General features: G+C 44.4%; 24 protein-coding genes. 15 read left to right on the top strand and 9 right to left on the bottom strand.

The window, feature by feature from the left end; genetic code table 11:
* The first annotated feature begins 1 nt into the window (after nucleotide 1).
* From ICN47_RS05620 to ICN47_RS05610, 3 genes are read left to right on the top strand one after another with little or no spacing between them, the layout of a single operon-like run.
* A complete protein-coding gene (locus ICN47_RS05620) occupies nucleotides 2–697 on the top strand; it encodes a glycosyltransferase (RefSeq protein ID WP_216218919.1) in 696 nt (231 codons plus the stop codon).
* The gene (locus tag ICN47_RS05615) at nucleotides 694–1,593 is read left to right on the top strand and encodes a glycosyltransferase family 2 protein (RefSeq protein ID WP_216218918.1); all 900 of its coding nucleotides are present in this window, start codon (nucleotides 694–696) and stop codon (nucleotides 1,591–1,593) included. The genes ICN47_RS05620 and ICN47_RS05615 overlap by 4 nt, the downstream gene beginning before the upstream one ends.
* On the top strand, nucleotides 1,590–2,369 hold the full coding sequence (locus tag ICN47_RS05610) for a glycosyltransferase family 2 protein (RefSeq protein ID WP_216218917.1): 780 nt from the start codon (nucleotides 1,590–1,592) through the stop codon (nucleotides 2,367–2,369). The genes ICN47_RS05615 and ICN47_RS05610 overlap by 4 nt, the downstream gene beginning before the upstream one ends.
* Before the next feature lie 18 nt (nucleotides 2,370–2,387).
* On the opposite strand, the gene ICN47_RS05605 is transcribed toward ICN47_RS05610, so the two are convergent.
* Entirely contained in the window at nucleotides 2,388–3,320 is a 933-nt protein-coding gene (locus ICN47_RS05605) for a glycosyltransferase family A protein (protein ID WP_216218916.1), read from the bottom strand.
* Nucleotides 3,317–4,327 carry a glycosyltransferase gene (locus ICN47_RS05600; protein WP_216218915.1) on the bottom strand — a complete coding sequence of 337 codons (1,011 nt, stop codon included), beginning with the start codon at nucleotides 4,325–4,327 and terminating at the stop codon, nucleotides 3,317–3,319. The genes ICN47_RS05605 and ICN47_RS05600 overlap by 4 nt, the downstream gene beginning before the upstream one ends.
* A 72-nt stretch (nucleotides 4,328–4,399) precedes the next feature.
* Here ICN47_RS05600 and ICN47_RS05595 point away from each other — a divergent pair, with 72 nt between their 5' ends.
* Entirely contained in the window at nucleotides 4,400–5,287 is an 888-nt protein-coding gene (locus ICN47_RS05595; protein WP_216218914.1) for a hypothetical protein, read from the top strand.
* 47 nt (nucleotides 5,288–5,334) lie between these two features.
* Here ICN47_RS05595 and ICN47_RS05590 read toward each other — a convergent pair whose 3' ends face one another.
* Nucleotides 5,335–6,276, bottom strand: coding sequence for a hypothetical protein (locus ICN47_RS05590; protein WP_216218913.1), 942 nt, complete (start codon nucleotides 6,274–6,276; stop codon nucleotides 5,335–5,337).
* 154 nt (nucleotides 6,277–6,430) lie between these two features.
* On the opposite strand from ICN47_RS05590, the gene ICN47_RS05585 reads away from it, so the two are divergent.
* Nucleotides 6,431–7,510, top strand: a complete 1,080-nt coding sequence (locus ICN47_RS05585) for a glycosyltransferase family A protein (protein ID WP_216218912.1) — start codon at nucleotides 6,431–6,433, stop codon at nucleotides 7,508–7,510.
* Nucleotides 7,511–7,541: 31 nt separating this feature from the next.
* Nucleotides 7,542–8,894 (top strand): glycosyltransferase, encoded by a 1,353-nt coding sequence (locus tag ICN47_RS05580; protein WP_216218911.1) that lies wholly within the window; start codon nucleotides 7,542–7,544, stop codon nucleotides 8,892–8,894.
* Between the two features lie 21 nt (nucleotides 8,895–8,915).
* Here the strand turns inward: ICN47_RS05580 and ICN47_RS05575 are convergent, their stop codons facing one another.
* From ICN47_RS05575 to ICN47_RS05560, 4 genes are read right to left on the bottom strand one after another with little or no spacing between them, the layout of a single operon-like run.
* Complete coding sequence (locus ICN47_RS05575) at nucleotides 8,916–9,674, bottom strand: FkbM family methyltransferase (protein WP_216218910.1); 759 nt, start codon at nucleotides 9,672–9,674, stop codon at nucleotides 8,916–8,918.
* 19 nt (nucleotides 9,675–9,693) lie between these two features.
* Nucleotides 9,694–10,554: an alpha-1,2-fucosyltransferase gene (locus tag ICN47_RS05570; RefSeq protein WP_255538943.1), complete on the bottom strand. Its 861-nt coding sequence runs from the start codon at nucleotides 10,552–10,554 to the stop codon at nucleotides 9,694–9,696.
* 26 nt (nucleotides 10,555–10,580) lie between these two features.
* Nucleotides 10,581–11,369 carry an ABC transporter ATP-binding protein gene (locus ICN47_RS05565; protein ID WP_216218908.1) on the bottom strand — a complete coding sequence of 263 codons (789 nt, stop codon included), beginning with the start codon at nucleotides 11,367–11,369 and terminating at the stop codon, nucleotides 10,581–10,583.
* Between the two features lie 4 nt (nucleotides 11,370–11,373).
* On the bottom strand, nucleotides 11,374–12,186 hold the full coding sequence (locus tag ICN47_RS05560; protein WP_216218907.1) for an ABC transporter permease: 813 nt from the start codon (nucleotides 12,184–12,186) through the stop codon (nucleotides 11,374–11,376).
* Between the two features lie 193 nt (nucleotides 12,187–12,379).
* Between ICN47_RS05560 and ICN47_RS05555 the strand changes: the two genes are divergently transcribed.
* From ICN47_RS05555 to ICN47_RS05530, 6 genes are all read left to right on the top strand, one after another.
* On the top strand, nucleotides 12,380–13,345 hold the full coding sequence (locus ICN47_RS05555) for an NAD-dependent epimerase/dehydratase family protein (protein WP_216218906.1): 966 nt from the start codon (nucleotides 12,380–12,382) through the stop codon (nucleotides 13,343–13,345).
* The gene (locus tag ICN47_RS05550; RefSeq protein ID WP_216218905.1) at nucleotides 13,342–15,294 is read left to right on the top strand and encodes an HAD-IIIA family hydrolase; all 1,953 of its coding nucleotides are present in this window, start codon (nucleotides 13,342–13,344) and stop codon (nucleotides 15,292–15,294) included. The genes ICN47_RS05555 and ICN47_RS05550 overlap by 4 nt, the downstream gene beginning before the upstream one ends.
* Nucleotides 15,291–16,283, top strand: coding sequence for a GHMP kinase (locus ICN47_RS05545; RefSeq protein WP_216218904.1), 993 nt, complete (start codon nucleotides 15,291–15,293; stop codon nucleotides 16,281–16,283). Before ICN47_RS05550 ends, ICN47_RS05545 begins: the two co-directional genes overlap by 4 nt.
* Before the next feature lie 50 nt (nucleotides 16,284–16,333).
* Nucleotides 16,334–16,903 carry an SIS domain-containing protein gene (locus ICN47_RS05540; RefSeq protein ID WP_216218903.1) on the top strand — a complete coding sequence of 190 codons (570 nt, stop codon included), beginning with the start codon at nucleotides 16,334–16,336 and terminating at the stop codon, nucleotides 16,901–16,903.
* Nucleotides 16,904–16,967: 64 nt separating this feature from the next.
* Nucleotides 16,968–17,870, top strand: a complete 903-nt coding sequence (locus ICN47_RS05535; protein ID WP_216218902.1) for a glycosyltransferase family 2 protein — start codon at nucleotides 16,968–16,970, stop codon at nucleotides 17,868–17,870.
* A gap of 11 nt (nucleotides 17,871–17,881) precedes the next feature.
* Nucleotides 17,882–19,066 (top strand): glycosyltransferase family 1 protein, encoded by a 1,185-nt coding sequence (locus tag ICN47_RS05530; RefSeq protein ID WP_216218901.1) that lies wholly within the window; start codon nucleotides 17,882–17,884, stop codon nucleotides 19,064–19,066.
* A gap of 32 nt (nucleotides 19,067–19,098) precedes the next feature.
* Here ICN47_RS05530 and ICN47_RS05525 read toward each other — a convergent pair whose 3' ends face one another.
* Nucleotides 19,099–21,039, bottom strand: a complete 1,941-nt coding sequence (locus tag ICN47_RS05525; protein WP_216218900.1) for an acyltransferase family protein — start codon at nucleotides 21,037–21,039, stop codon at nucleotides 19,099–19,101.
* A gap of 228 nt (nucleotides 21,040–21,267) precedes the next feature.
* Between ICN47_RS05525 and ICN47_RS05520 the strand changes: the two genes are divergently transcribed.
* Genes ICN47_RS05520 through ICN47_RS05510 form a run of 3 tightly spaced genes read left to right on the top strand, consistent with a single transcriptional unit; the run spans nucleotide 21,268 to nucleotide 24,709 of the window.
* A complete protein-coding gene (locus ICN47_RS05520; protein WP_216218899.1) occupies nucleotides 21,268–22,272 on the top strand; it encodes a polysaccharide biosynthesis protein in 1,005 nt (334 codons plus the stop codon).
* Between the two features lie 16 nt (nucleotides 22,273–22,288).
* Nucleotides 22,289–23,401, top strand: coding sequence for a non-hydrolyzing UDP-N-acetylglucosamine 2-epimerase (gene wecB / locus ICN47_RS05515; RefSeq protein ID WP_216219098.1), 1,113 nt, complete (start codon nucleotides 22,289–22,291; stop codon nucleotides 23,399–23,401).
* Nucleotides 23,402–23,449: 48 nt separating this feature from the next.
* A complete protein-coding gene (locus tag ICN47_RS05510) occupies nucleotides 23,450–24,709 on the top strand; it encodes a glycosyltransferase family 4 protein (protein WP_216218898.1) in 1,260 nt (419 codons plus the stop codon).
* 28 nt (nucleotides 24,710–24,737) lie between these two features.
* Here the strand turns inward: ICN47_RS05510 and ICN47_RS05505 are convergent.
* On the bottom strand, nucleotides 24,738–26,542 hold a 1,805-nt coding region (locus ICN47_RS05505), incomplete at its 5' end, for a hypothetical protein (RefSeq protein WP_216218897.1).

Genomic DNA, 26,542 nt, shown 5'->3' with positions numbered 1-26,542 from the left:
TATGCTAAGTATCATCACCATCAATAAAGATAATCGCTTGGGTTTGGAAAGAACGATTGAATCAATGGCGCATCTGGAAGATGGATCGTACCAATGGATCTTTATTGACTCCGCCTCCTCTGATGGGTCTGTAGAGTTGGCTAAGAGTTTTGCAAAATCAGGTGATATTGTTATTTCAGAGCCAGATACTGGTATCTACAACGCCATGAATAAGGGTATAAAGCAAGCTTCAAAAGGTAAGGTTTTATTTTTGAATAGCGGTGATACGCTAGGAAGCAATGTCGCCTCAATCGCTAGTTTAAAATTAAATCCCTTGGCTGATTTAACCTTATTTGGTTTTTGGATTCGCGAACGTTTGCGGATGCCAAGAAGCAATAACTGGCGATATTGGTCTATGCCTACCTCACATCAAGCTATCATTTATTCGCGCAATCTCTTATTGCAAGAGCCATTTGATGAGCAATATCGATTCGCTGCAGATTTTGAGCATTATTTGAGAATTAATAAGCGTCAACTCTCAATTGACTCAAGGCAGCAAGCCTTAATTGTGAATGAGCCCTATGGTAGCGATGCTCATTTGCCAAAATTATTAGCAGAATATCGTGATGCTTTAATTAAAAACGGCTATCCTCGGTGGTGGGCTGAGGCAGTATTTTGGCTAAAAACACATTATCTGGAATGGGCGCTTAAAAGATGAAGTTAACCGTTTTGGTTCTCACCTTTAATGAAGAGCTGCACTTAGCAAGGTGTTTGCAAAGTATCTTGCCCTTAACAAATGATATTGTGGTGGTTGATTGTTTTTCTCAAGACCAAACCATTGCGATTGCTAAGCAATATGGAGCTAGGGTTCTTGAACGCGCTTGGGAAAATAATCATTCGACTCAAGTGAACTGGGCTTTAACCCAGTTGCCAGCAGATACCGAGTGGGTCATGCGGATCGATGCAGATGAATACTTAACTTCAGAGCTGATTACGCAAATTAAAGAAGTGCTACCTACTTTAGCTTCAGATGTAGAAGGCGTGACTTGTATTCGTAAAATGGTATTTCAGGGCAAATTAATTGAGCATGGTGGCGTTGGAGCAAACCGAGTGATGCGCATCTTTCGCTATGGCAAGGGGCAGTCTGAAGCGCGCTGGATGGATGAGCATATCAAGATAGGCGGCAGGTCTGCGAACCTTTCTGGCGTCTTGATTGATGATAATCTCAGGCCTCTGAGTTGGTGGATTGAAAAGCACAATAACTATTCAAGCCGGGAAGCAGTAGATTTACTCAATTTGAAATATGGATTTTCCGGTACTAACTCTGTAGCGTCATTAAAGTCCAGCACTTCCATTGGTACTAAGCGTTGGATTAAGGAAAATATCTATGCCAAGCTACCGGGCGGGCTTCGTGCTTGGACATACTATGTCTGGCGCTATATCTTCATGATGGGCTTTTTAGATGGGGCAAAAGGTGCTCAATTTCATTTCTTTCAGGCGCTGTGGTATCGATCTTTAGTTGATGCCAAAGTCGCAGAGGTAGAGCGTTATATGACTAATCACAAAGTAGACCCTATGGTCGCTATTCAAAAGGTTTTAGGAATCTCTTTGTGAAAGTGTCCATCATTACGGTTTGCTATAACAGTGCAAAAACCTTAGAGCACACTATTCAATCCGTTTTAGGGCAAGATTACCCACAAATTGAATATATTGTTATTGATGGCGCCTCTAAAGATGGCACCTTGGAAATTATTCAAAAACATCAATCAACAATCAGTAAGTGGATTTCTGAGTCTGATCGGGGCATGTACGATGCCATGAATAAGGGCATTGCAATGGCCTCTGGTGATGTTATTGGAATTTTAAACTCAGATGATGTCTATATGAATAATCATGTGGTCAGTGATTTGATATCGAAAATGAAGAAAGATCATGCCGATGTCGTATTTGCAGATCTGATTTTAGTTGATGAGAATCAGCCTGAGAAAATTTTGCGTTATTACGACTCAGGTCAGTTTTATCCAAATCGCTTTCAGTATGGCTGGATGCCGGCACATCCTACGGTTTTTGTAAAAAAGCACATTTATGATGAAGTAGGTCTATTTAAAACGGATTATCAAATTGCGGCTGACTACGAAATGCTGATTCGTATTTTGGCGGTAAAAAAGGCGTCCTATACCTACTTACCAAAGCCTGTTGTTCGCATGAGGGCTGGGGGCGCTAGTACAGCAGGCCTTTCACGTAACTGGATTCTAAATACCGAGATCGTACGTGCTTGCAAGGAAAACGGGATTTACAGCAATATGGCGATGTTGCTACTTAAGATCCCCGCCAAACTATGGGGCAGAATTGCTGCTAGATCAATTCACCAAAAGAGCCTAGGGAAATAATTCTCAGGAAGAAATCGTCTAGGATTTCAGGCTGAGATAAGCTTTTGCAATGATGGCTAAGGGCGCAATTGCTATAAAAGCGATTTTTAGTCTGAGGCCGGACAGTTTCTCTTGTAAGCTGGGTGCACATTGACCAAACCCGGGAATAGCATCGGCTGTCATGTGCTGATTAAAAAGGATAGTGCGAATCTTCCAAAGTAAAAAGAAGTTGCTCTGTTGCAATACTTCAAATTTATTCAAAATCATTAAATCGGCCGAGAGCATGCGCAAGGTATCCTTTTGCATATTAGCGTCATGAAGGCGTATAAGCACCAATTCTTCTGGGCAGTAGTCTGCATGAAAGGATTGAGAAATCCGCAGCCACATATCCCAATCCTCGCCAGCACTGAGTTTTTCATCAAATAAACCGACTGTATCGAACACTGACTTTTTAATGAGAACAGCGCTACCACTACCAGAAATAAAATTACCAAGTAGTAGTTTTCGGGCTACATTACCACGCAGTTTGGGGTGAATTAGCGCTACTGTAGGCAGTCTAGTTGAGGTTTCTGAGATTACCCCGTATGCGCAATATACCAATCCCAATTTTTCATCTTTAGAATGATTAAAAACGGCAAGCTGCATATTGAGCTTTTCCTGAAGCCATAGATCATCTGCATCTAAGAACGCGATATAAGGTGCCGTGGCAGCCTTAATTCCCGCATTGCGCGCAGCAGAAAGCCCTGCATTTTCTTGATTAATAATTTGAATGGTAATTGTGGGATGGCTTGCAGCAAAACGAGAGACTATTTCAGCAGTGCTATCGCTTGACCCATCGTTAACTACGATGACTTTGGCAAGCGCATCGCCTTGCTTAGCTACCGAAAGTAGTGTTTCCTCGATATAGCGCGCAGCGTTATATGCAGGGATGACAACATCGACTAGACCTCGGTTTTTGCTAGCTAGGTTCATCGCCGCAGTTTCTTTAGTAGACTATATAAATCAAAAGGTAAGTATTGATTGATCGCGCGTACTCGAGATTTGTCGTATGCCAATTTTAAGTAGGATCTGCAGTCATGTAAGCCTTTTGCAATATCAGCGCTATCACTTGGCCAACATGCTAACTGATATTGACCTACGCGCTCTAATAATGCTAGTAGCTCTTGGCAACTTTTATTTGTTAGCACTACTGGAATCGAACACATCGCATCAACAAGTTGGACGATCTTGTTTGGCAAAGTAGTGTCACCAAGGATAGTAATCAAGGCGTGCGAAGACATCTTACGTGCACGTGCTTGCATGATCTCAAGTTTTTGACGAGAAATACTGCCTGGTAATTCACGATATTGCAAAAGCATTTTTGGTAGATTGGCTACTTGGGCAACTTGAGCAATACGAAGCCACAAATCATAGTCTTCAGGTGGAAATTTCTCTGGGTCTTCGGGATAAACACCGCACTGATTTAAAGTGGTCTTACGTATCATCACTGAACTGTGTACAAAGCAGTTATAAAACAAGAGTTTGATTTGTATCTCACCATTTTCGCAGGGGTGGGTTAGCGTGCGATTAGTTAAATTGTCTTTTTCAATAATCTGCGCCCAAGTACCTAGCAAAGCGCAATCTGCGTGGGACTCTAAATACGCTACTTGCTCGGACAGCCGGGTTGATAGGCTTACATCATCAGCATCTTGCCTAGCTAAATACTTGCCTTTGGCTTTAGCTATAGCTCGATTCAAAGAGACTGGTAATCCTGCATTTTCTTGATCAATGATCATAATTCGAGGGTCAGCATAAGAATCCATAATGGCTTTAGACCCATCTGTAGAACCATCATTAATGATGATGAGCTCAAAAGCGGTAAAGGTTTGACCTAAGATACTGTCGATAGACTCTCGAAGATAGTCTTGTGCGTTATAGACTGGAAGTAGAACGCTTACGAGAGGGTTGGTCATTGATGCGAGGCCCATTAATGGCGGCATAGAAGGCTATGAGAATAAGTCATTATATTAGGCATTAACGATACAATAAGCCAAACAGAGCATTTGAGCCATATGAACCATACCACGTCAAAACTGAATCTGGGCATCATCACCATTGCCACAGGTAGGTATTACGATGAATTCATTCCGACCCTCAAAGATAGTATTGACCAGTATTTTGATGCATCCCAGTTTCAAGTGCAGTTTTACTGCTTTACGGATATTCTTCAAGTAAGGGGCGATATCATTCGCATCCCAATTGCGCATTTAGCATGGCCTTTTAGTACGCTCATGCGTTTTTATTGGATTCAGCAGCATTTAGATTCTCTTCTGAAAAATGACTTTTTGCTTTACATGGATGCCGACATGAAGGTTGTGCAAGCCATGCCAAGAGAGATTTTTTTACATGATTTGATTGCTGTCCAACATCCAGGCTATCTCAGGGCTTCCCCTGCTTTTGAGGTTGATCGCCAAGAGAGTAGTTACCTAGCGCCTCAATTGCGCAAGACCTACTATCAAGGATGTTTTTGGGGTGGTAATACGCAATCCTTTGGCCAATTGATTCAATCTTTAGCTGCTCAAGTAGAGCAGGATCTAAAAAAAGCTGCCATTCCCATTTGGCACGATGAATCATATTTAAATTTCTATATGGCTACTCGAAATTGCCATTCTTTGCCGCCTACTTATGCTTGGCCACAGGGTGATGACTTTGCTGGAAATCAGCCATATGTATTGCATTTAGAAAAATCCCATAATCAAATTCGTCAAATTGATGGGGAATTTCTCAATACCCAGTCGATATTAAGTGCAGATGCCAATCTACAGTTAGAGCTTTATAAAAAGCTGTATCTCATTTCACATGAAAAGTGCCAGCGACTAGAGGCGCGTTTAGTGCAAAAGAATTACTGGTGGCACAAGTTGCGTGAGTACTTAGCGTTTTATAAAAAGAAATTCAAATAAGGTACGCTTGAGCGATTTTGTCTCCTAATTAAAATGCAGGCTGTGAGCTACATTAGTTTTTGCAGGTGTTTTTCTAGATTTTCGGAGAAACGTGAGTCAAACTTTCTGGCAAATAAATAGGGGTACTCATTCTTGGCACCTTGTTCTATTTGATCAAGATGCTTCTCATCCAAAATCGCAGGGGACTCACCATGACCGATTCCCCAATCCATAAAACGTAGATGGTTGGGAATGATTTTACTTTTATGCGCTTTACCATAGGCGCTATTCATTAAAGCCGTGTGCAATACGAATTCTTCGGCGCAGTGAGAGTTTTTGTAAATTGGATTGGTGTTATTTGATTGCAGGATTGGGTGATCGAGAATTGCAGAGAGCGCATCTTTATGTAGTGACCAGTACCCTAAACCGCCCCAAAATTGGTCAGAATTGATCGGGTATGATTTTCGGCGATCTATTTTCAATAGGCGCTGGCATAGTAGTAAAGTGCGATTGCTAATATCAAATATCCCACGCCATTTTTTAATATCCATCACATCGTAAAGTTGAAAATATTGAATACGAGACAGCCCACCATCGCCTGACCAATGTTTAGCGGGCAGGCTAAAGTGCTCAATAAAATTTTGACCCTTATGCGCGTTAAAAAACGCAGTAAATTGTTCAGGACTAACTACAAGACGGCATTGTCCTGTGAGGGTATGGCAATAGTCGGCGCCACTCAGTAGGGCTTGCCTTATTAGGTCAAGTTGTACCTTGAGATGGTCAGTGCTGGCATACCGAATAACTTGATCATTCAATACTTCAATTTGGGCATAGCGCGGATCAGATTGTGCCTGCTCAGAAACCCACTCATGTATCTCCTGAGCCATTTGTTTGCTTTTATGATCAATGCAGCAATAAATTTGACTGCCGTTAATGGCAACTAATTGCCTAATCAGGGTTTTTAGTGACTTGGGGTCGCGATACGCTGTCAGAATAAAGGCGTGAATCATTACTAATTGCTTTTAGGTGAAGTAGATTTAGTGATGGGGTTCGTATTTATGAGCTCTAGCGCCATATACCAAATCATACTCAAGACTACGTGAATCTATTCATAAATAGGGTGCATACCTTAAAATAGCCCTAATCTTTACTTTTGGCGCCTAAATGTCTGATATGTCCGATATGCCTGATTTTTTACCTACCAAGAATGACATAAATCCTATGCTGTCGGTTGTCATGGCTGTGAAAAATGGTGGCCTATTGATCGCCGATGCAATTCAATCCATATTAGATCAGACCTTTTCTGACTTTGAGCTCATCATCATTAATGATGGTTCAACCGATGATACGTTAGCGACCATTAGTCGATTTAATGATCCCAGGATCACGCTCATTTCGCAAGAAAACCAAGGGGTTTCTCGAGCATCCAATCGTGGCTTATCACTAGCCCGTGGTAAATATATTGTGCGCCATGACCATGATGACTTGTCGATGCCAACGCGTTTTGCCAAGCAGATTCAATTTTTAGAAAACTCTCCACAATGTGCATTACTCGGAACTGCTGCAGAAGTTTGGACTCCTAAAGGGCCCACAGGCCGCTTTCGAGATTTGCCTACCAACCCTGGGGCAATTGCTTTTGATTTGATTTTTGACTCACCCTTTGTACTCAGTTCTTGTATGTTTCGGCGTGAAGTGCTCGATAAAGTAGGTTCATTTTCTACTGATGAGGCGCGCACTCCCATGGAAGACTATGAGTTTGTCTCTCGCGTCGGACGCCATTATGAAATGGCTAATTTGCCGGAGCGCTTGGTAGTCTACCGAGAGGTGCCTAATAGCGAATCTAGTTCTATTCGCCCCAACCAGGTTGGCGCCAGTGATTTAGTTGTCTCAAGGGTATCTTTATTTTCCGCAGAGAACTTAGCTTTTGCTAATGGGTTGAAAGATCTTGGTAACGATGCAATAAATTTTGGGGCGATTAGTCATTGGTATTTCAAAGGTATCGTCGGCACACCAAATTATTTGCTTATTCGAAATTTGGTGGAAAAAGCAGCAGCCAATTTAAATATTCGCTTTCGTGATCCAGCCATTGCTAAATTGGCAGCGCAGCGCTTAGCAACTCTGGATTATCAGTATTACACCTACGCCGGTCAGCAGTTTAAGTGGCAGCGAATTAAATATATTTTGCAAAATCGTCCACTTTCGGCTCATTTCGCCTCAGCTCTAAAATGGTTTAGCTCTAAATGAGCTTGGCTACCAATTTAGATTGTCACAATGAATGAATAAAAAATTATCTATCCTGCAGGTCAATACGCTCGATTTGGGTGGTGGGGCTGAGCAGATTGCCGATAATTTATTGAAAAATTATCGGCAATCTGGGCACGAAGCTTGGTTGGCTGTTGGTGAAAAGCGTAGTTCTAATCTGGAAGTTCTAGCCATTCCGCTGATCCGTGATCAGGGTTTATGGGCCAAGCTATGTTTGTCACTGCGCGAATGGTTGGCACCACTTCATGCTCGCATCAGAGGCATTGCAAGATTGCGTAAAAACCTATTAGATTTGTCTATTGGATCAGATGTCATCCCACGTTGGATTGGGATGGAAGAGTTTCATTATCCGGGCTCTAAAGCCATTTTAGAGTTGGCACCTAAGTTGGTCGATGTTGTGCATCTTCATAATTTGCACGGACATTACTTTGACCTTCGCAGTCTATCTGATCTCAGTCAAAAAGTACCCGTGGTGATAACGATGCATGACGCATGGTTACTAAGTGGAAATTGCGCCCATTCCTTTGCTTGCGAGAAATGGAAAGCTGGGTGTGGCGCTTGCCCTGATATTTCCCTGTACCCTGGTTTATCACGTGATACCACTGCACTCAATTGGAAGCGCAAGCAAGGTATTTATTCGCATAGCCATCTTTACCTTGCCACCCCTTCGCAATGGCTCATGAATAAAGCGCAAGAGTCTATGCTGCTTCCAGCAATTACGCAAAGTAAAGTCATACCTAATGGTGTCGATTTAAATGTATTTCACCCTGCAAGCCAAGCTCTGGCTAGATCTCAATTAACTATCGTACCCAATACTCAGGTTTTGCTTTTTGCTGCCAATGGGATTAAACGCAATAAGTTCAAAGACTATGCAACGATTCGCAGCGCTCTAGAATTACTCTCTAAAAATACTAGTACCCCTATCTTGGTGATAGCTTTAGGTGAGGAAGGGGAGGAAGAAGTATTTGGCAGCATCACTATTCGTTATGTTGCTCCAGTAAGTGACCGCCAAACGGTGGCGACCTATTATCAAGCGGCTGATATTTATATTCACGCCTCTCATGTTGACACCTTCCCCACTTCTATCTTAGAGGCTATGGCCTGTGGTTTGCCTGTTGTGGCAACAGCAGTAGGCGGCATTCCTGAGCAAATTGATCATGGCGTTACTGGCGTATTGGTGCCAGCAGGGGCAAGTGTTGCAATGGCTAAAGCAATTGAGGATCTATTTAATAACCCTCAACTCAGGGTAGATATGGGTAAAGCAGCGGCAATCAAAGCACAAAAGGAGTTTTCTTTGACGCTTCAGGCGCAACGCTACCTAGATTGGTATCAAGAAATTTTAGCGAGCAAAGCAATAGCGCTCTAGGTAACATCAATAAATGCGGGCTTACTCGTAAGCGGTATAAGCAAACTCTGGGCGCTCTTTGCGCACAAAGACCAAATCCATTTGCCAAAAACTATCGTCGTATGCCCGCCACACTGGGTCAACGACATCGATACAACGAAATCCTAAAAAATCTAATTGCTGGCAGATTTCTGAAAAGGTCAGACTGTCAGGCATGAGGCGCTGAGCATAGCATTCCATGACGATGACTTCAGTTTGTCTTAAGGTCTCTTGAGCTCCCTTTAAGATGGGTAGCTCAAAGCCATGAGTATCAAATTTGATCAAAAAGGGGCTACTCAATTGATTTTTCAATACCTCAGCATCTAAGGTCGTGACAGGCAATTCCACATTATTGATCGCAAATGGAGTGTGGGAGGCCTGTCCGCCAAATGGATCTCCAGCATCAAAGTAAATTTTACCGACAGTATCGCCAGCGGCGGCTAGTACATATTTGGCATTGGTATGTTGACTAGTGAACGCTTGCAAGTTAGCCTCATGAAAGCCTTGTGCTTCTACTAAAAGATACTGGGCCTTAGGGAAAAACTCCATCGCATCTTTGCTCCAGCGACCATCGGATGCCCCAATATCGATGATGGTATTAATTTGATAACCACGCTGCGCTAAGGCCCGAATTGCGCCTCGCATCGTGCTGCGATTAATGATCTTGCGATCTTCTGCTGGACTAACGCGAACTAAGGTTAATCCAAATAAGCCTAGGCCTTTTTGAATGAGTCGGTGTATTGGTCGAAGAATAGTTTTCATCAAAGGTACTTAATAGTGATTACAACCGAATCCAAGATTTGGGAATTAAGTCATCAGTCGTTTGCGGACCAGCAATGAACCATTGCTTAGGAGCAATAACAATTTTATTGGGATGTTGATTTAGCCACGCACCCCACCAACTAAAAGAGCTGTTGGCAATAATATTATGTTTGCAAAGGGACATGGCATACAAGTCATGGCATTCAAGGCCATCAGGACTAGGTTTTACAAAAGTAGTAGGCGCATCAAAGGAAAGGTTGTTTTTTGCCCATTCAAAATCATCACTAAATACAAAGAACTGGAGCTCAGGCACCTTGTCCTTCATATACTGGGCGGCTTGTTCGTACCATTGCTTTGAGCAAACTCCATGGTATGCCGTAGTCGTAGGGTCAGAGACGTAATCGCCGCGGCGCACATGTATGGCGACCGCATTACATTGGGTAATTGCATTAACAATATGCGCAAGCTCTCCTGTTAGGGGTTGAGTCGGCTGAAAGTCATTGATTAAAGTTTGGCGAACGGATAGAAAATACTGCTCACTTTGCCAAAAGCCATCTAAAAACGCATTGGTAGAGCAATGCAACACTGAAGGGTCAAAGTCAAAGCTACGCTCTTTGAGAATATCAAAGGGTTGACCGATTAATTTTCTAAAGAACTGCAAAAACGCATTAATGCGACGTTTTGGCCCGGTGGTTGGAAAAAAGGGTAGTTGATCGGATGCAGTTGCACTAATTTGAAAAGTATCAAGACGATAAACCCGCAGATGATCGGTTTTAAAGCTACTCGTTTCTAGTGCTAAGCCAGTATTGCGATCCATTGAAAGGCGGCGCCCAAGTGCATATTGGAACATTTGATTTCCAAGACCACCTTTAAGACGCATCACTATCATTGGTTGCCTTAGCTAACTTAACTATCGCCAAGATAAAGCGCAATCGCTTTGTCAATATCTTTGGTATCGAGGACCAGCCTGCCGTGATCGAGCACAATGGCTTGGTTGCAAAATTGTTTAATGGCTTCTACACCGTGATTAACAAAAATAATAGTAGCGCCACTGTTGCTAATAGCTTCCATTTTTTTCAAGCATTTCTTTTGAAAAGCAACATCGCCAACTGCTAGAACCTCATCCAAAATCATGATGTCAGGATCGAGGTGTGCAGCTACTGAAAAGGCTAAGCGTACTTGCATGCCTGAGGAGTAGCGCTTATATGGGGTATCAATGAATTTTTCAATTTCTGAGAAGGCCACAATCTCATCAAACTTTCTCAAAATTTCCGTACGACCCATCCCTAAAATGGCACCGTTCAGAAAAATATTTTCTCGTCCAGAAAGTTCAGGATGAAAACCCGTTCCCATTTCTAAAAGGCTCGAGATCTCACCATCAATCAAAATGCGGCCAGCGGTTGGTTCAGTAATGTGACTCAACACCTTGAGAAGGGTGGATTTGCCGGCACCATTGCGCCCTAGTACACCTAGCTTTGCACCTTTGGCAATTTCAAAAGAAACATCTTTGAGGGCCCAAAATTCCTCATAGGTGACTTCATAAGGATCAGGTCCCGCATCTTTAAATTTAGGTGTCAGTTTATAGAAAAACTTACGTCGATAATGCTCGACCAATTCTTTTAGAGAGCCAGCAGGTGTGCCATGCTGAATGATGTAGCGTTTGGAAAGGTTTTCAACCCTTATGGCAAAAGTCATAGGCTTAAATTGTATCAGCGAAGCCGTCTTCGGCTAAGCGAAAGACAGTGATTCCAATGAGTAGTGCCGCAATACTAAAACCGATGGAGTACCACAGTCCAGGAGCGTAGAGCGGAATGGAATCGGGAGTAAGGCACCAGCGAAAACCATTAATGATTCCTGCTAGAGGATTTAGTGAGTAGATAAATTCCCATCGTTTGGCGACCAGTTGATTGAGATAGCCAACGGGAGAAATGTACATTCCCATTTGCAGTAAAAAAGGAACGAGCTGTTGAAAGTCTCGGTATTTCACATTCAGTGTGGCAGCAATGAGGCCAAGTCCAATGGCTGTAGAGCCTGCCATCAAAATAAAAAATGGAAAAAAGATGATTTGCCAGCTCGGTATGATGTGATACCAAAACATCATCACCACAAGCAAAAAGAATGACACCGCAAAATCAACTAAGCCCACGAGCAAGATTGCCGCTGGAAAAATGAGGCGAGGGCAATACACTTTGCGTAGCATCGCGCCATTAGTGATTAAGCTACCACTCGTCTCGCTAAATAGGTTGGCAAATAAGTACCAAGGGAGCACACCAGCAAATACGACAAATCCATAAGGCAAGCCATTGGAATCCAGGTTAGCAATCGCGCCAAAAATCACAGTAAAGACCACCATAGTTAAGAAGGGGCGAATGAGGACCCAACTTACCCCTACAAAAGTTTGCTTATAGCGAACGATGAGGTCTTTGCGGGTGAGGTAATAGAGTAGTGAGCGACGAGCCCATAAGCTTTTCCAGTAATGCTGTGTTCTAGCGCCTGCTTCAATGATGTACATTATTTTTTCTTAACTCTTGAGATAACGCGGTATTAGGCCCAGCCAATTATAGCGTCTATGGAGCAAGAATTTATCGCTTATCAGGGATGAAAAACCAATGATTTCAAGGCTTAAGGATCGTTTTGGGCTACTTTGGGCCATACGTTCGGTGATAAAATTGACCCTTATTGATTTCTAGGCTTTCTTTTTCTATATGGCCATTCTCATCACAGGTGTTGCGGGTTTCATTGGCTCTAATCTAGCGCGAAAACTCCTATCGGAGGGAAAAGCCGTCATTGGCTTGGATAATTTATGTCGTGGATCAATGGCCAATATGGCCGATTTTGCACAGCACCCTCAATTTGTCTTTCATGAGATTGATTTAACCGATTTAGCTTCTTATCAAGCGTGCGTGAGCCAATATGCCCTTAAACACCCTATTTCTGAAGTGTGGCACCTAGCGGCAAATTCGGATATTCCTGCTGGCATTAGTGATGCTGCAATTGATCTACGCGATACCTTCATGAGCACCTATAACACCTTGGAGGTGATGAAGCGGCTTGATATTCCTGCTCTTTGTTTTGCTTCGACCTCAGCCGTGTATGGTGATTTAGGTGAACGATTATTACAAGAGGATATTGGTCCCTTATTTCCGATCTCGAACTATGGAGCGATGAAGTTAGCTTCAGAAGCCCTCATTAGTGCTAGCGTAGAAAGCTTTTTAAAGAGTGCTTACATTTTTCGATTTCCCAATGTGATTGGTACACCGGCAACCCATGGCGTCATTTTGGATTTCATCGAAAAACTCAAAAAGACCCCAGATCATTTGGAAGTGTTGGGTAATGGTTCGCAACGCAAAGCCTATTTACATGTTGATGAGTTAATTGATGCCATGCTCTACATTCAAAGCCAGGCGCGCGCACCGTTAAATTACTTTAATATCGGCGCTGGTGATGAGGGTATTTTTGTGCGCGACATTGCTCAGCTTGTTGTCGCTGCAGTCTCTCCGCATGCAACTATTGCCTATGGTGAGGGTGATAAAGGTTGGGTTGGCGATGTGCCCCGTTTTTCCTACTCTATTGAAAAACTTCGCAAGCTTGGATGGCGCCCTAAACTGGGCTCTGTACAGGCGGTGCAACTGGCCATCAAGCAAATTGTGGCCGATCTTTCGCGCGCATGAAGCAAGCCGTTATTTTGGCCGGTGGCAAAGGTACACGCCTTGCGCAGCGCCTGTTAGGCCTGCCTAAGCCCTTAATTGATGTAGGCGGCAAGTCATTACTAGAGCGCCAAATTGAACACTTAAAGCAATATGGCTTTGAGCAGATTTTGATTTTGGTTAATCACGGGGCTGATCAGATTATTACGTTTTGTAATGACAAACAAAACTTTGGTATTGCGATCGAATGCATTGATGATGGCCAGCCCTTAGGCACGGCGGGATCGACGATTCAAATTTTACCAAAATTAGCTGAGAATTTTTTAGTGGTTTATGGCGACACGATGTTTGATATTGATCTAGATCGCTTTGCTACGTTTCATGCCCAAAATACAGGCTCGGGTGCAACATTATTCTTACACCCAAACGATCATCCGCATGATTCAGATTTAGTACAAATGGATGAGCAAAATCAAATTACTGGGTTTTATCCTTACCCACACAACCCGAATCAATATTTATCCAATCTGGTAAATGCAGGAATGTATTTTTTCCGAAAAACAGCATTATTAGATTGGCAAGGCAATACCGCGCCGCTCGATTTTGGAAAAGATCTTTTCCCGGCACTCATTGCTAAAGGAGTATTGCTGCGCGGCTATAACAGTCCTGAGTACATTAAAGATTGCGGTACACCTAAGCGTTTAAATAAAGTCTGCGCAGATCTTGAGTCTGGAAAGATTGCAGCATCGAATTTGCGCTATCAGCAAAAGATTGTATTTTTAGATCGCGATGGCACGATAAATGTACCAGTAGATCAGCTTGCTCACGCCGAGCAATTTCAATTACTTCCAGGTGCTGCCGGTGCGATTGGCGCGCTCAATATATCAAGCTATCGTACCGTGGTAGCGACCAATCAGCCTGTGATTGCGCGTGGGGAGTGCACCCCAGAAGATGTGGACCTAGTTCATCGCAAGATGGAGACGCTCTTAGGCCAAGAAGGTGCTTATGTAGATCGAATCTACTACTGCCCACATCATCCAGATAGGGGTTTTCCTGGCGAAGTGCTATCGCTAAAAAAAATGTGTGATTGCCGCAAGCCTGCGATTGGCATGCTCAAAACAGCGCAGCAAGAGCTCAATGCTAACTTATCAGAATCTTGGATGATTGGTGATAGCACTGCTGATTTGCTTGCTGCGCAGCGTGCTGGTGTGCGATCTATTTTAGTAGAAACTGGCAATGCGGGCTTAGATGGAAAGTATCCTGCGCTACCCGATTTCATCGCGCCTAATCTGCCAATGGCAGTGCACTTTATTTTGCATGACTATCAAGCCATGCTCTCTTACTGCCAAACACTCATTTCCCAGATTAAGCCAGGCGACTTGATTTTTTTAGGAGGCTTGGCTCGAAGTGGAAAAAGTACGCTGGCCTCTTGCTTGAAGGCTGCTTTGCGGGAAAACAATATTGGTGCGGTTATCTTCAGTGCCGACGGTTGGTTAAAGCCTGTGGATCAGCGCGGCAATACGGTCTTAGAGCGCTACGATGTGCCAGCACTGAGCAAACTCATTGAGCAGATAACTGAGCGTAAGCAAGAGATGACCCTAGAGCAGCCGATTTACAACAAGCTAAAGCAACAAGCCCATGGCTTTATTCAAAGTGCTGTGAAGCCTGCTGATGTGGTGATTGTGGATGGTACGATCGCGCTTTATTTGACGCAAGAACCTACTACAGCCAAGATGCATCGTTGGTTTGTTCAGTTTGATGAATCGCTACGACGATCACGCGTGCTTGCGCAATATGCATTGCGAGGAAAGTCACTACAAGAAGCTGGCGCCATTTATGAATCTCGTCAGCAAGATGAAGATTTATTGTTGGAAGCAACAAAAAAACAGGCTAGTTTGATATTAGATCCTCCTTTTTGCATTAGTCTTTCTCCTTTAACCTCAGATAGCACTTTATCAATAGTGGCGCCATGATTATTAGTCGAACTCCCTTAAGAATGAGCTTTGCTGGAGGCGGTAGCGATTTGCCAGCTTACTACCAAGAGTTTGGTGGAGCTGTAGTGAGCGCAGCGATTAATAAATTCGTTTATGTGAATGTAAATCAAAAGTTTGATGAGGGCATTCGGGTTGGATATTCAAAAAATGAAGAAGTAGCTCACACCGCGCAGATTGCCCATCCTTTGGTTCGTAATGCGCTTCAATTTTTGAAGATTGCTGGCGGTGTAGAAATTACCACGATTGCTGACATTCCCTCTAGCGGAACTGGTCTTGGCTCATCGAGCACTTTTACCGTAGGTTTATTACATGCCCTGCAGGAATACTTGGGTAGACAAGTTGATGCTCCCACTCTAGCGGAGCAAGCTTGTCATATTGAAATCGATCTATGTGGCGAGCCCATTGGTAAACAAGATCAATATGCCGCTGCATTTGGCGGGTTGAACTTTATGGAGTTTTTGCCTAGCGGGGCAGTTAAGGTAAGCCCCATTACTTGCTCGGCTCAAACAGTGCAGCGCTTGCAAGAAAATCTACTCATGTTTTATACGGGTAAAACACGTAGTGCTTCGGAGTTACTGTTGGAGCAATCTGAGCTCTTAGGGCGCGATACTCAAAAGCAACAAACAATGCATCAAATGGTGCAATTGGCTCGCAATTTACGTGAGGCTCTTGAGTCCAATCACCCAGATGCTATTGGAGAAATATTGCATGAAGGTTGGGTGCTCAAAAAGAGTTTGGTCAGCGGTATAAGTGAGCAGGAGATTGATCGCCATTACGCATTGGCCTTATCAGCTGGGGCCATGGGTGGTAAGATTTTAGGCGCTGGCGCTGGGGGCTTTTTGCTTTTTTATGCCCCAGCAGAGCGTCATGAGGCCATTAAACACGCACTTGCCCATTTGAAGCCAGTTGAGGTGGCCTTTGATACGCTTGGCAGCCAAATCATTTTCAATGAGAAAATAGCGCCATAAGGCAGTGAACTGCTTGTCAGTAGGCATGAGAATTTAGAAATAGGATCGGTATGAACCCAAAAACTGGTAGCGCACAAAGTTACACCCAAAAATTAGCGCAGTTGCTCGGGCGTCTTGATTTTGCGGCGCTCGATGCTGGCGTTGATGTGGTTGAAAAAGCCTGGCGCGATGGCAAGCAAATTATTGTGCTTGGCAATGGCGGAAGCTCTTTGACGGCGCTTCACCTCGTTAATGATTGGAATAAAAGTATTTTTCTCAGTAGCGGCATTCCATTTCGAGGTCGCACTTTGGTAGATAACGTGGGGCTGATCATGTCTTACGCTAATGATTTAGCGTTTGAGGATATCTTTGCTGAGCAACTCAAAAACATTTTGATGCCAGGCGATTTGGTGATCGCTTTATCTGGCAGTGGTAATTCTGAGAATGTGATTCGCGCTGTCGATTATGCCAATGCGCATGGGGCAATCACCCTGGGCTTATGTGGTTATCGCGGTGGCCGGCTCAAAGAGCGTGCTCAGCAGGTGATTTGGGTAGATGCCGATGACATGCAATTATCAGAAGATGTGCATTTTATTTTTGGCCATATTGTGATGCAACGTTTGTGCGCGGGCGCGCACTAAAATTGTGTTTGTCTTGATGCGTTGGTGTATCTAGGCACGACAAGCTCGGCATGGCAAACTCAGTATGACAACACAGACCCCCAATATTTCGGTCGTTTTACCTGCGTATAACTGCGCCTCTTTTTTGCCGCAAGCCATTAATAGTATTTTGGCTCAAACGCAGACTGATTTTGAATTGCTAGTGGTCTATGACCATTCTACTGACAATACATTAGAAATCATTGAGCGGTATGCGTCTCAAGACCCCCGCGTGCATCTGGTTTATGGTGAGCAAAAGCGCTTGGTAGGTGCTCTTAATTTAGGTATTGCAAAAGCGCGCGGTCAGTTTATCGCGCGTATGGACGCTGACGATATTAGCTTGCCTACCCGTTTTGCATTGCAATTAGCGCTCATGCAAGATAAAGGGCTTGATTTTTGTGGCACCCAAATGTTGATGATCGATGCGCAATCGCGCGCAATACAAGAAGTGCCTATGCCGATCACGCCAGATTTAATTACCATCACCCTGGCATGCACCGTGCCGTTTGCTCATGGTTCGGTCATGATGCGCAACAGTTTTTTAAAAACCCACCAATTGCAATACCAAGCAGGTGCAGCGGCAGAAGATTACCAATTTTGGTGCAAAGCCTATCACCTGGGCGCGCACTTTGGAAACGTTGAGCAATTTGTATTTCAATACCGTCATTTACAGCAGTCCTTATCTAAAGTCCATGCCAAGGTCGTTGGCCAGCATACAAGCGCCTTGCGACGCCAATATGTTCGCGATAATCTACAAGCGGTGCAAACAGCGATTGGGCATCTTGCGCCTTGGGCAAAACAACTGAGTACCCGCGATGCTACATTTTTACTCTTAGCCGCCTATCTGGTTTTTTTGCAAACCAAATCACCCTTAGTCTTTCGCGTTGCACGCCATGCTAGTCTAAAAGCCATTGGCTTAGCGTTAGCTAAAATCGTGATGCGTTTTTAAGGGCCCCGCAATTGAGTCATCCCAACCCAACTTCTGTTGATCGTCCCATTCGTATTGGGATTGATGGCGCCAATATTCGCTTAGGCGGTGGCGTGACCCATTTACTAGAATTACTTTCTGCAATTGATGCGCAGCAGATGCAAGTTGACAAAATCTATCTTTGGGCAAGTAAGCAAACTCTTGCGCAAATGCCAGAGCGTGATTGGCTGATCAAAGTAAATCCTCCAAGCTTAGATGGCAGTATTTGGCGTCGTATCTGGTGGCAGGCATGGTCTTTAAGTGACGCTGCTAAAAAGGCCCAATGCGATGTCTTATTGGTGCCCGGTGGAAGTTATGTAGGCAGCTTTCATCCAGTAGTCACTATGAGTCAAAACCTGTTTCCCTTTGAGTGGTCGGCTATTGCAAAAAACGGCTGGTCACTTAGGGCGCTCAAATTTTTAGCTTTAAGACTAGTGCAATCGAGTAGTTTTCGACACTCCGATGGGGTGATTTTTCTCACGCAATATGCCAAGGACGCAGTGCTCAAGATCACGGGGCCGCTTCAGGGTGCCTGCGAGGTCATCAGTCATGGTTTAAATCCGCGCTTTCGTTATCAAGATAAAACTCAGCTGCCCATGAGCGCTTATAGCGAGCAACAGCCTTTTGAGTTGCTCTATGTTTCCATGATTGATGTGTATAAAAATCAGCCCCAAGTCGTTTTAGCGGTTCATGCTTTGCGGCAAAAAGGCTATCCACTGTCGCTGACTTTAGTGGGGCCGAGCGAACCAAAAGCTTTAGGACAACTACAGGCAGTGGTTGATCAAGTTGATCCACAAGGTACTTGGTTACATTATCTGGGACCGATTGCGTATGAGCAATTGAGTATTCAATACCAAAAAGCGAACTTGGGAATTTTTGCCTCCACTTGTGAGACCTTTGGCATGATTGTTTTAGAGAAAATGGCCGCCGGCTTGCCGCTGGCTTGTTCTAATCAAAGTTCGATGAGTGAAATCTTAGGACGTGGTGGTTTATATTTTGATCCTAATGATGTCAGTAGTATTGCGAGCACCATTGAGCAGTATCTTCTCTCACCGCAGCTACGAGAAGAAAAGCAACTCGCATCACATGACTTAGCTGCGCAGCACTCCTGGAAAGCCTGCGCCAATAAAACAACGCATTTTTTGCGCCAAGTCTGCCAGAACTACCATACTAAGTAGCACCACTGATTTGGAATTCAGATAATCATCTTTTACTGCAGATAAGGAATGAGTAATTGCTTCGCTACGATTTCTGCAGCTTGTGGTGAGAGATGATTGGTGTCATACGAGCTAATCCCAGTTTTGAGATCATCTCCAAAATAGACCAGGCAGCCATCGGTATTGCATAAAAAATCGATTAGATCGATATATTGTTTTTGAGGCGTAGATTCAAATTGCTGTTTGGCAATGGTATTAAGTTGCAAGGCTTTGAGATTAAGGCCGGCTTGGCTATATTGGGGAATGTGATGCCATGATTGCCTAGCCACAATTTTGGGAAGTTTAGCGTTCCACTCCGGTGTTTTCCCCAAATACAGCACTTTTTTAACGCCCATGGCGATCAATTGTTCATACAGTGGATTACTCACGGAGGGATCCCACTCATCACGCTGCGCCAACAATACTGTATGGAGAGGGAATTTTTGTAATTGCTCAGTGGCAAACGCATTGCTGATGTTGCAGTTGCTGGGGTTATCTTGTAATTGCGTTACCAATGCAGGCTTGCAGCCCGGTGAACTAACGAGAAGGAGATGCCAACTTGCAGGTAGGGATTTTTTTAAACCTTCATAGAGCATTGAGGCGTGAGAGTCTCCCCACAACAAAAGCTGAGACTGCTTTTTATCTAATGGCTCGCAACTAGGGCCATGGTGATCACAGGTAAAACCTTTGATGACTCCATTTTGTAGTGTTGATTGGTCTCCTAACAGAGGATCTTTAAAGGTGCTCTCGTACTTTGCAAAGGCATTGGAGCGAAATGCTAAGCCATCGCGTTGATAAATATTGTGTCCTATACCCGCAATGATGAGCATGCCTAAGATCAGTGCAATGGTTTTGGCTTTGGCATATCTTGGGGCTTGAATGGGTTTTTCAAGTAAGTGGTAGGTGAGTGTTGCCAAAATCAGTGATGTGCTTAACGCCAGCCACCGAATGAGTGGGGAAACTTCACCACTTTCAGTGATGCGAATGAAGGAGAGTAAAACCCAGTGCCATAGATAGAGTGGATAACTGATTTTTCCAAGCGCGACCATTGCGCGATTGGAAAACAGGGCGCGATTGATCGGTGAATGAGCGGAAGAGGCGATAATCAGCGCAGCGCCAAAAGTTGGCAGTAATGCGAAATATCCGGGAAATGCAAAGCTTGCATTTAAGCACCCTGCGCCGCCAACAATGAGGAGTAAGCCTATGGCGGATAACCAGGAAAAATCATTTTGGGAGCGCTCTTGGCGCTTGGTAATAGCTGGGGCGTAATAGGCCAGCGCCCCACCCATTAAGAGCTCCCAAAAGCGCGTGATGGGAGAGAAAAATGCCCAGGTTGGATCATTGATCGTGAAATACAGACATAGACCAAAGGAGCCAAGTCCTACCAGTGCAATACACCAAATCGGTTTGGCTTTGACTTTATAAGTGAGCCACAGCAGCAATGGCCATAGCAGATAAAACTGCTCTTCGATCGCAAGAGACCATAAATGCAAAAATGGTTTGGTATCTGCCGCTTCATCAAAGTAGCCAATCTCTGATAGTAAATTGAAGTTTTGTAAAAAGCTCGCGGACGCTACGGTATGCTGACCTAAGAGTCGATACTCATCCGGAAAAAAGGCGAACCAGCCAAGGATCAAGGCAAATGCGAGAACCAGGATGAGGGCTGGAAAAATACGCCGAATGCGCCGAGCATAAAAATCGAGAAACGAAAAACGCTGCGCATCTAAGCTAGCGAGCAAGATGCTCGTGATCAGAAATCCAGAGATGACAAAAAAGACATCGACCCCAATAAAGCCGCCTGGTAAGACTTGGGGAAAAGCATGAAAGAGCACTACCAGCAAAACCGCCAAAGCTCTTAGGCCGTCGATGTCGGGACGATATTGAGGGTGGGCATGGCCCCCTGCAGAATATGCTGCCGTTTTGTCGCGCAGGTCCTGATTGTGGGTGTTATTCATTGAAAAAAGATAAATCGACAAATCAAGCTTTTAGCGAACCCAAGGCGGATGGTAGTTTTTGGCTCTTGTTTATACCCCAAAATAGGCTTTTTGATTTAAATTGACCCTTTATACTTACTACCCAAGGTGCAGATACAGCCTTTTTGCCGGCTGTTTTGGTTTTGGTGATTGCATACTTGTACGGACAGGACAAACTGATCAATTTGATTGAGTTAAATTGGAGCGCATATGTTTAAAAATAAAACACTTCTCATTACCGGCGGCACAGGTTCATTTGGTAATGCAGTGCTCCAGCGCTTTTTAGATTCGGATTTGGCGCAAATTCGCATTTTCAGTCGCGATGAAAAAAAGCAAGACGATATGCGCTTAGCTTTAAATAATGACAAGGTGAAGTTTTATATCGGCGATGTGCGCGACTATCGCGCCGTATCCGATGTGATGCGCGGTGTGGATTATGTGTTTCATGCCGCTGCTCTCAAGCAAGTGCCTTCCTGTGAGTTCTATCCAATGGAGGCTGTGCAAACCAATATTTTGGGCGCAGAAAATGTGATTCGCGCTGCCCTTGCCAATGAAGTAAAAAAATGTGTGGTGCTCAGTACCGACAAAGCGGTTTACCCCATTAATGCGATGGGCATCTCTAAAGCGATGATGGAAAAAGTCATGGTGGCCCATGCGCGATTAGCTGATGCTAGTAAAACAGTATTGTGCGCAACGCGCTATGGCAATGTGATGGGTTCGCGCGGCTCAGTGATTCCATTATTTATGGAGCAACTTCGCGCAGGCAAGCCACTGACCATTACAGACCCCAAGATGACGCGATTTTTAATGTCTCTAGAAGAATCTGTGGAGCTCGTGCTCTATGCCTTTAGCCATGCCAAGCCTGGTGATATTTTTGTACAAAAGGCGCCATCAGCCACCATTGAAAATTTAGCTAAAGCTTTGGCGCAATTATTCAAATCACCTAGTGAGCTAAAAATCATTGGCACGCGCCATGGAGAAAAGCTCTATGAAACCTTAGTCTCGCGCGAAGAAATGGCGCGCGCGCAAGAGTTAGATGGGTACTACCGAATTCCTGCCGATGGGCGAGACCTCAATTACGCTCAGTACTATAGCCAAGGTGAGATCGCTGTTTCACAAATTGAGGATTACACCTCGCATAACACCCAGCTACTAAATGTGGAGCAAGTCAAAGCCTTATTGCAAAAACAAGATTGGATTAAAAGTGTCATCTAAAAAAGCCTTAAAAGTGATGACTGTGGTGGGCACTCGTCCGGAGGTCATTCGCCTTGCACGTGTATTGCCAAAACTCGATCAGTATTTTAAGCACACCTTAGTGCATACAGGTCAAAACTATGACTATGAACTCAATGCCATCTTTTTTGATGAGTTGGGACTGCGTAAACCCGATGTGGTTTTAGATGTAGCGGGCAAAACTGGGGCTGAGACCATTGGCCAAGTGATCGCCAAGACCGATGCAGTCTTTGAGCAATATCAACCCGATGCGCTGCTCATTTTGGGTGATACCAATAGCGCCTTATGTGCCATTGGGGCTAAGCGTCGCAAGATTCCCATTTTTCATATGGAAGCCGGTAATCGCTGTTTTGATTTTCGCGTTCCTGAAGAAATTAATCGACGAATTGTTGATCACATTGCGGACATTAATATGCCGTACAGCACCATTGCGCGCGATTATTTAATTGCTGAAGGTTTGCCAGCCGATCAAGTGATCAAAACCGGTAGCCCCATGCGTGAGGTGCTCGATTTTTATGCCCCGCAAATTGCCAAGTCCAATGCGCTCAAAACCTTAGGCTTAAATACAGAATCCTATTTTTTAGTGAGCGCTCATCGTGAAGAAAACGTGGATTTACCGCAAAGCTTGACGCAATTGGTGAACTTATTAAATACGCTTGCCAAAACCTTTGCTCAGCCGGTGGTGGTTTCCACTCATCCCAGAACCCGCGCAAGGCTTGAGGCTTTAAATCTGCCATTAGATCCTTTAGTAGTACTTATGAAGCCCTTTGGATTTTTTGACTACGTTTGCCTGCAACAAAATGCTCGCTGCGTACTGTCTGATAGTGGCACGATTAGCGAAGAGTCTTCAATTCTTAATTTCCCAGCACTGAATATTCGCCAGGCGCATGAGCGGCCCGAGGGCTTTGAAGAGGGCGCAGTGATGTTAGTCGGCCTTAATAGTGAGCGTGTGCTGCAAGCATTGCCGATCGTAGAGGCCCAAGCGCGGGGAGAAAAGCGCTCTTTACATCTGGTGCAAGATTACGCGATTGACAATGTCTCTGAGAAAGTAGCGCGCATTATTCTGAGTTACGTTGACTTTATCCAGCAAAGAACTTGGAAAGCATTCTAATTTTTTGTTGTGAAGATCTTGCGTGAATATCTTGAGTAAATACGCTTTGTGAACATTCTCTTAGTTACTGATACCTTTCCGCCACTGCGCACTTCGGGCGCTGAGCACATGTATTCCTTAACCGAAGAGCTCACTCACCTAGGTCATCAGGTTACTGTGATTGTTCCAAGCCCCCATTTAGCGAGCCAATTGGAAACACAAAAATACGCCATGGGCGAGCGCTTTTATACGCTCATCAAAGTGCGAACCCTCAAAACTAAAGATACCAACTATCTGGCGCGCACTGTTGCTGAAGTAGTCAATCCTTTGTTAATTGCCCATCGCTTACGAAAAAATGACGTCTTTATGAAAGCTAAAGTTGATGGCGTGGTGTGGTATTCCCCCACCATTTTTTGGGGGCCACTCATTGCCTTTATCAAAAAGCAGTTTGGCTGCCCCTCCTATTTAGTCTTGCGCGATTTTTTCCCTGATTGGGCTGCCCACTTAGGGTTGCTATCACCTCGCGGTTTGCCATTTTGGTTCTTTAAAAAAATGGAGCTCTATCAATATCGCCAGGCTGACACAATAGGTATTCAATCGCCTAATAATTTGCAATACTTTGAGCGCCATTACCCACAGGTTAAAAGCCGTTTAGAAGTGCTGTGGAATTGGGGCTTTACTGATGCTCATCGCCAAGCACAAGATACCAACCAACCAAGCACCCCACAAGCCAACCCCCAATTTGCTTTGGCAGCTTCGCCATTAGCAGGGCGCACGGTATTTGTGTACGCTGGCAATATGGGTGTTGCCCAAGGCATGGATTCAGTCGATGCACTCCTGGAGCATTTTGCAGCAGACCCAAAAGTGGGATTTTTGTTAGTCGGGCGCGGCAGTGAAGTAGGAAAAATTGAGGAAAAGATTCGTACTAAAGCTTGGAGCCATGTATTGCTTTTAGATGAAGTGGCTCCTGATGAAATGGGTGGCATATTGAGTCAATGCCATATCGGTCTAATCTTTTTAGATGCCCGCCATCAAACTCACAATATTCCGGGCAAACTCATCTCTTACTTAAAGGCTGGCTTACCGGTCTTAGCTTATGTCAATGCAGGCAATGATTTGGAGACTCTCATGCCTGATGCTGGCATTGGTCGAGTATGTTCTGGCGCTAGCACTATGAGTCATCATGGTTTGTTTGAAGCAGCCCATGCAGTGCTGCAAGATAGTCTTGATCCTAAGATCAAGGAGCAGGTGATAGCCTTTGGAACAAATCTCTTTTCGGTTGCCAAGGCTGCTGAGCAAATTACCCATCAGTTTGCTGCTAAACAATAAGCTTTATTGGCCGTGCCAATTAATGGGGCTAAGAGGCGGCTTTTGGTTGATCTTTGAGCGAGAGCAGGTAAATGAGTGAGAGTGAGCCCAAAATAAAATAGGCATAAAACGCACTCATTAAATAGAGCGGGATGATTGGAGCCAATCCTAAAAAATCTAATACAGCCATCATCACAATACGCGTCACTAACAGCAGCGCAAAGACCGATCCCAATACCAATAGAGGATTACTTTTCTTTTTCCAGGCAAGAATGAAAAAGAGCGGAATGCTGATCGTAAAGAGTAAATTTAAGTAATGGTAGATCGATGAGCTAGCAGAATAGATCGCTTCAACAATGGCGAACGCTTTAGCACTTCTAGCAGCATTCCATATCGGTTTTTCAGGAGAGGTGAGGGGATTAAAGAGCGGTGCGCAGGCACGCTCTTCATACCGGCCATACTGCTCCCAATGTGCTGTTGCGCTCATGCGCCCAGCCTTGACGGCCTCACCCACTAAAGGATTGGCTTTAAGATAGCACGCCTCATTCCAGGTATTGGTCAAGCTCGATTGAACCACCTCTGAATTAGCGATCACGGTTTTAGTGCGCTCCTTGGCATCAATTGCAAAGACTTCTAATTTGGGCTGATCTTGCGGACCAATAGACACAATAGCTGAGCATAAGAATCCCAAGTTATGGGTATTAATTTGCGCTAGCTCAGGCCTAAAGATATCGGGCGCTACTGAGCAAATTACTTGATCATTGAGTAAGACTTCAAAAGCGCTATAGGGGGTTTGAGTAGAAGTGAGTCCCCACCCGCCTATAGTCAAAATGCCATTACGATACAAAATCAGATCTACTGCCCCCTTGCCGTTGGAGCTAGCTGTCAACGCAGAGTCGGCAGTCAATTTCTCGGGGTTTGCTTGCAAGTTTTTATAGGGACCATCTAATCCAAAGATGTGCAAGCGCCGCTTCATATCAAAATAAGGCTCTCGTCCTTCCATGGTTGGTGCGATCGCGCTGATGGATAGACTTTGATAAGTGATGGTAGTGATTAATGCTTGCTTGATCAGTTCTGCAATGCGGCCTACTGCACCAGGAGTTTGTAGCAATCCAAACTCAATGACATTACCGGTATAAGGTTTGCAGGTAATGCGGCGCTCATCGCACGCAAGATTAATTTGCTGGGCAAGGCGATCTAAGTAGCTAAGCACTTGCGGCAAGGATTTATAACCCGCACTATCGACTGCATCTAAAAAAGCATATGGAAAGTATCCAACTGGTACAGCTTGATCGCAATTGAGCAGCGCCATATTATTGTTGAGCGCGCGAATTGCTGCGCAGCCAATACTAGCCCAGTGCGCATAATGCTTTCCATCAACAAACGTTTTGAGTTCAGAAGCTGCTGGTGACACCTTAAAAATGGCAGGCCAATCAGAATGAGCCATACCATCTAATGGCAATCGATGAGAAGATGCTCTTTGCAAGGCGGCATAAGCTTCTTGATATGGCTTTGTTTTAAAGATGGTGTTAATTGAGCTGCCGTAGACCTTGTGATTCACGGCCAAAAGGCCCATATATAAAGCGCCATAGATGAGCGCTGCTAGGACTCCAGATGCGCAAAAACTTCGCAGATTTGCATGTCGGTAATACGCCCATAAACATACGAGAATGAAAATCCCAAGAGCGGGAATAATCCAAACACCTTCTTCGCGTGTATTGAAAAAGAAAAAGAGGCTTACTGAAAAAATGAGGGCATGACAGATTTGCTTCCAATCGAATTTTTGGGAGCCCCTTTGATAAAGTGCGTATTTCAGGCCAGCGTGACCACCCATTTCAGGCAAATGACCGGTCA

Origin of the sequence: Polynucleobacter sp. AP-Latsch-80-C2 (assembly GCF_018882185.1) — a bacterium.
Taxonomy (GTDB): Bacteria; Pseudomonadota; Gammaproteobacteria; order Burkholderiales; family Burkholderiaceae; genus Polynucleobacter.
This window is presented reverse-complemented; position numbering and strand designations above follow the sequence as displayed.

Excerpts from the sequence above, each read along its gene's own strand:
- ICN47_RS05620 (WP_216218919.1), top strand. The coding sequence starts at position 2 with ATGCTAAGTATCATCACCATCAATAAAGATAATCGCTTGGGTTTGGAA.
- ICN47_RS05615 (WP_216218918.1), top strand. The coding sequence starts at position 694 with ATGAAGTTAACCGTTTTGGTTCTCACCTTTAATGAAGAGCTGCACTTA.
- ICN47_RS05605 (WP_216218916.1), bottom strand. The coding sequence starts at position 3,320 with ATGAACCTAGCTAGCAAAAACCGAGGTCTAGTCGATGTTGTCATCCCT.
- ICN47_RS05600 (WP_216218915.1), bottom strand. The coding sequence starts at position 4,327 with ATGCCGCCATTAATGGGCCTCGCATCAATGACCAACCCTCTCGTAAGC.
- ICN47_RS05595 (WP_216218914.1), top strand. The coding sequence starts at position 4,400 with ATGAACCATACCACGTCAAAACTGAATCTGGGCATCATCACCATTGCC.
- ICN47_RS05590 (WP_216218913.1), bottom strand. The coding sequence starts at position 6,276 with ATGATTCACGCCTTTATTCTGACAGCGTATCGCGACCCCAAGTCACTA.
- ICN47_RS05585 (WP_216218912.1), top strand. The coding sequence starts at position 6,431 with ATGTCTGATATGTCCGATATGCCTGATTTTTTACCTACCAAGAATGAC.
- ICN47_RS05580 (WP_216218911.1), top strand. The coding sequence starts at position 7,542 with ATGAATAAAAAATTATCTATCCTGCAGGTCAATACGCTCGATTTGGGT.
- ICN47_RS05575 (WP_216218910.1), bottom strand. The coding sequence starts at position 9,674 with ATGAAAACTATTCTTCGACCAATACACCGACTCATTCAAAAAGGCCTA.
- ICN47_RS05570 (WP_255538943.1), bottom strand. The coding sequence starts at position 10,554 with ATGCGTCTTAAAGGTGGTCTTGGAAATCAAATGTTCCAATATGCACTT.
- ICN47_RS05565 (WP_216218908.1), bottom strand. The coding sequence starts at position 11,369 with ATGACTTTTGCCATAAGGGTTGAAAACCTTTCCAAACGCTACATCATT.
- ICN47_RS05560 (WP_216218907.1), bottom strand. The coding sequence starts at position 12,186 with ATGTACATCATTGAAGCAGGCGCTAGAACACAGCATTACTGGAAAAGC.
- ICN47_RS05555 (WP_216218906.1), top strand. The coding sequence starts at position 12,380 with ATGGCCATTCTCATCACAGGTGTTGCGGGTTTCATTGGCTCTAATCTA.
- ICN47_RS05550 (WP_216218905.1), top strand. The coding sequence starts at position 13,342 with ATGAAGCAAGCCGTTATTTTGGCCGGTGGCAAAGGTACACGCCTTGCG.
- ICN47_RS05545 (WP_216218904.1), top strand. The coding sequence starts at position 15,291 with ATGATTATTAGTCGAACTCCCTTAAGAATGAGCTTTGCTGGAGGCGGT.
- ICN47_RS05540 (WP_216218903.1), top strand. The coding sequence starts at position 16,334 with ATGAACCCAAAAACTGGTAGCGCACAAAGTTACACCCAAAAATTAGCG.
- ICN47_RS05535 (WP_216218902.1), top strand. The coding sequence starts at position 16,968 with ATGACAACACAGACCCCCAATATTTCGGTCGTTTTACCTGCGTATAAC.
- ICN47_RS05525 (WP_216218900.1), bottom strand. The coding sequence starts at position 21,039 with ATGAATAACACCCACAATCAGGACCTGCGCGACAAAACGGCAGCATAT.
- ICN47_RS05520 (WP_216218899.1), top strand. The coding sequence starts at position 21,268 with ATGTTTAAAAATAAAACACTTCTCATTACCGGCGGCACAGGTTCATTT.
- wecB (WP_216219098.1), top strand. The coding sequence starts at position 22,289 with ATGACTGTGGTGGGCACTCGTCCGGAGGTCATTCGCCTTGCACGTGTA.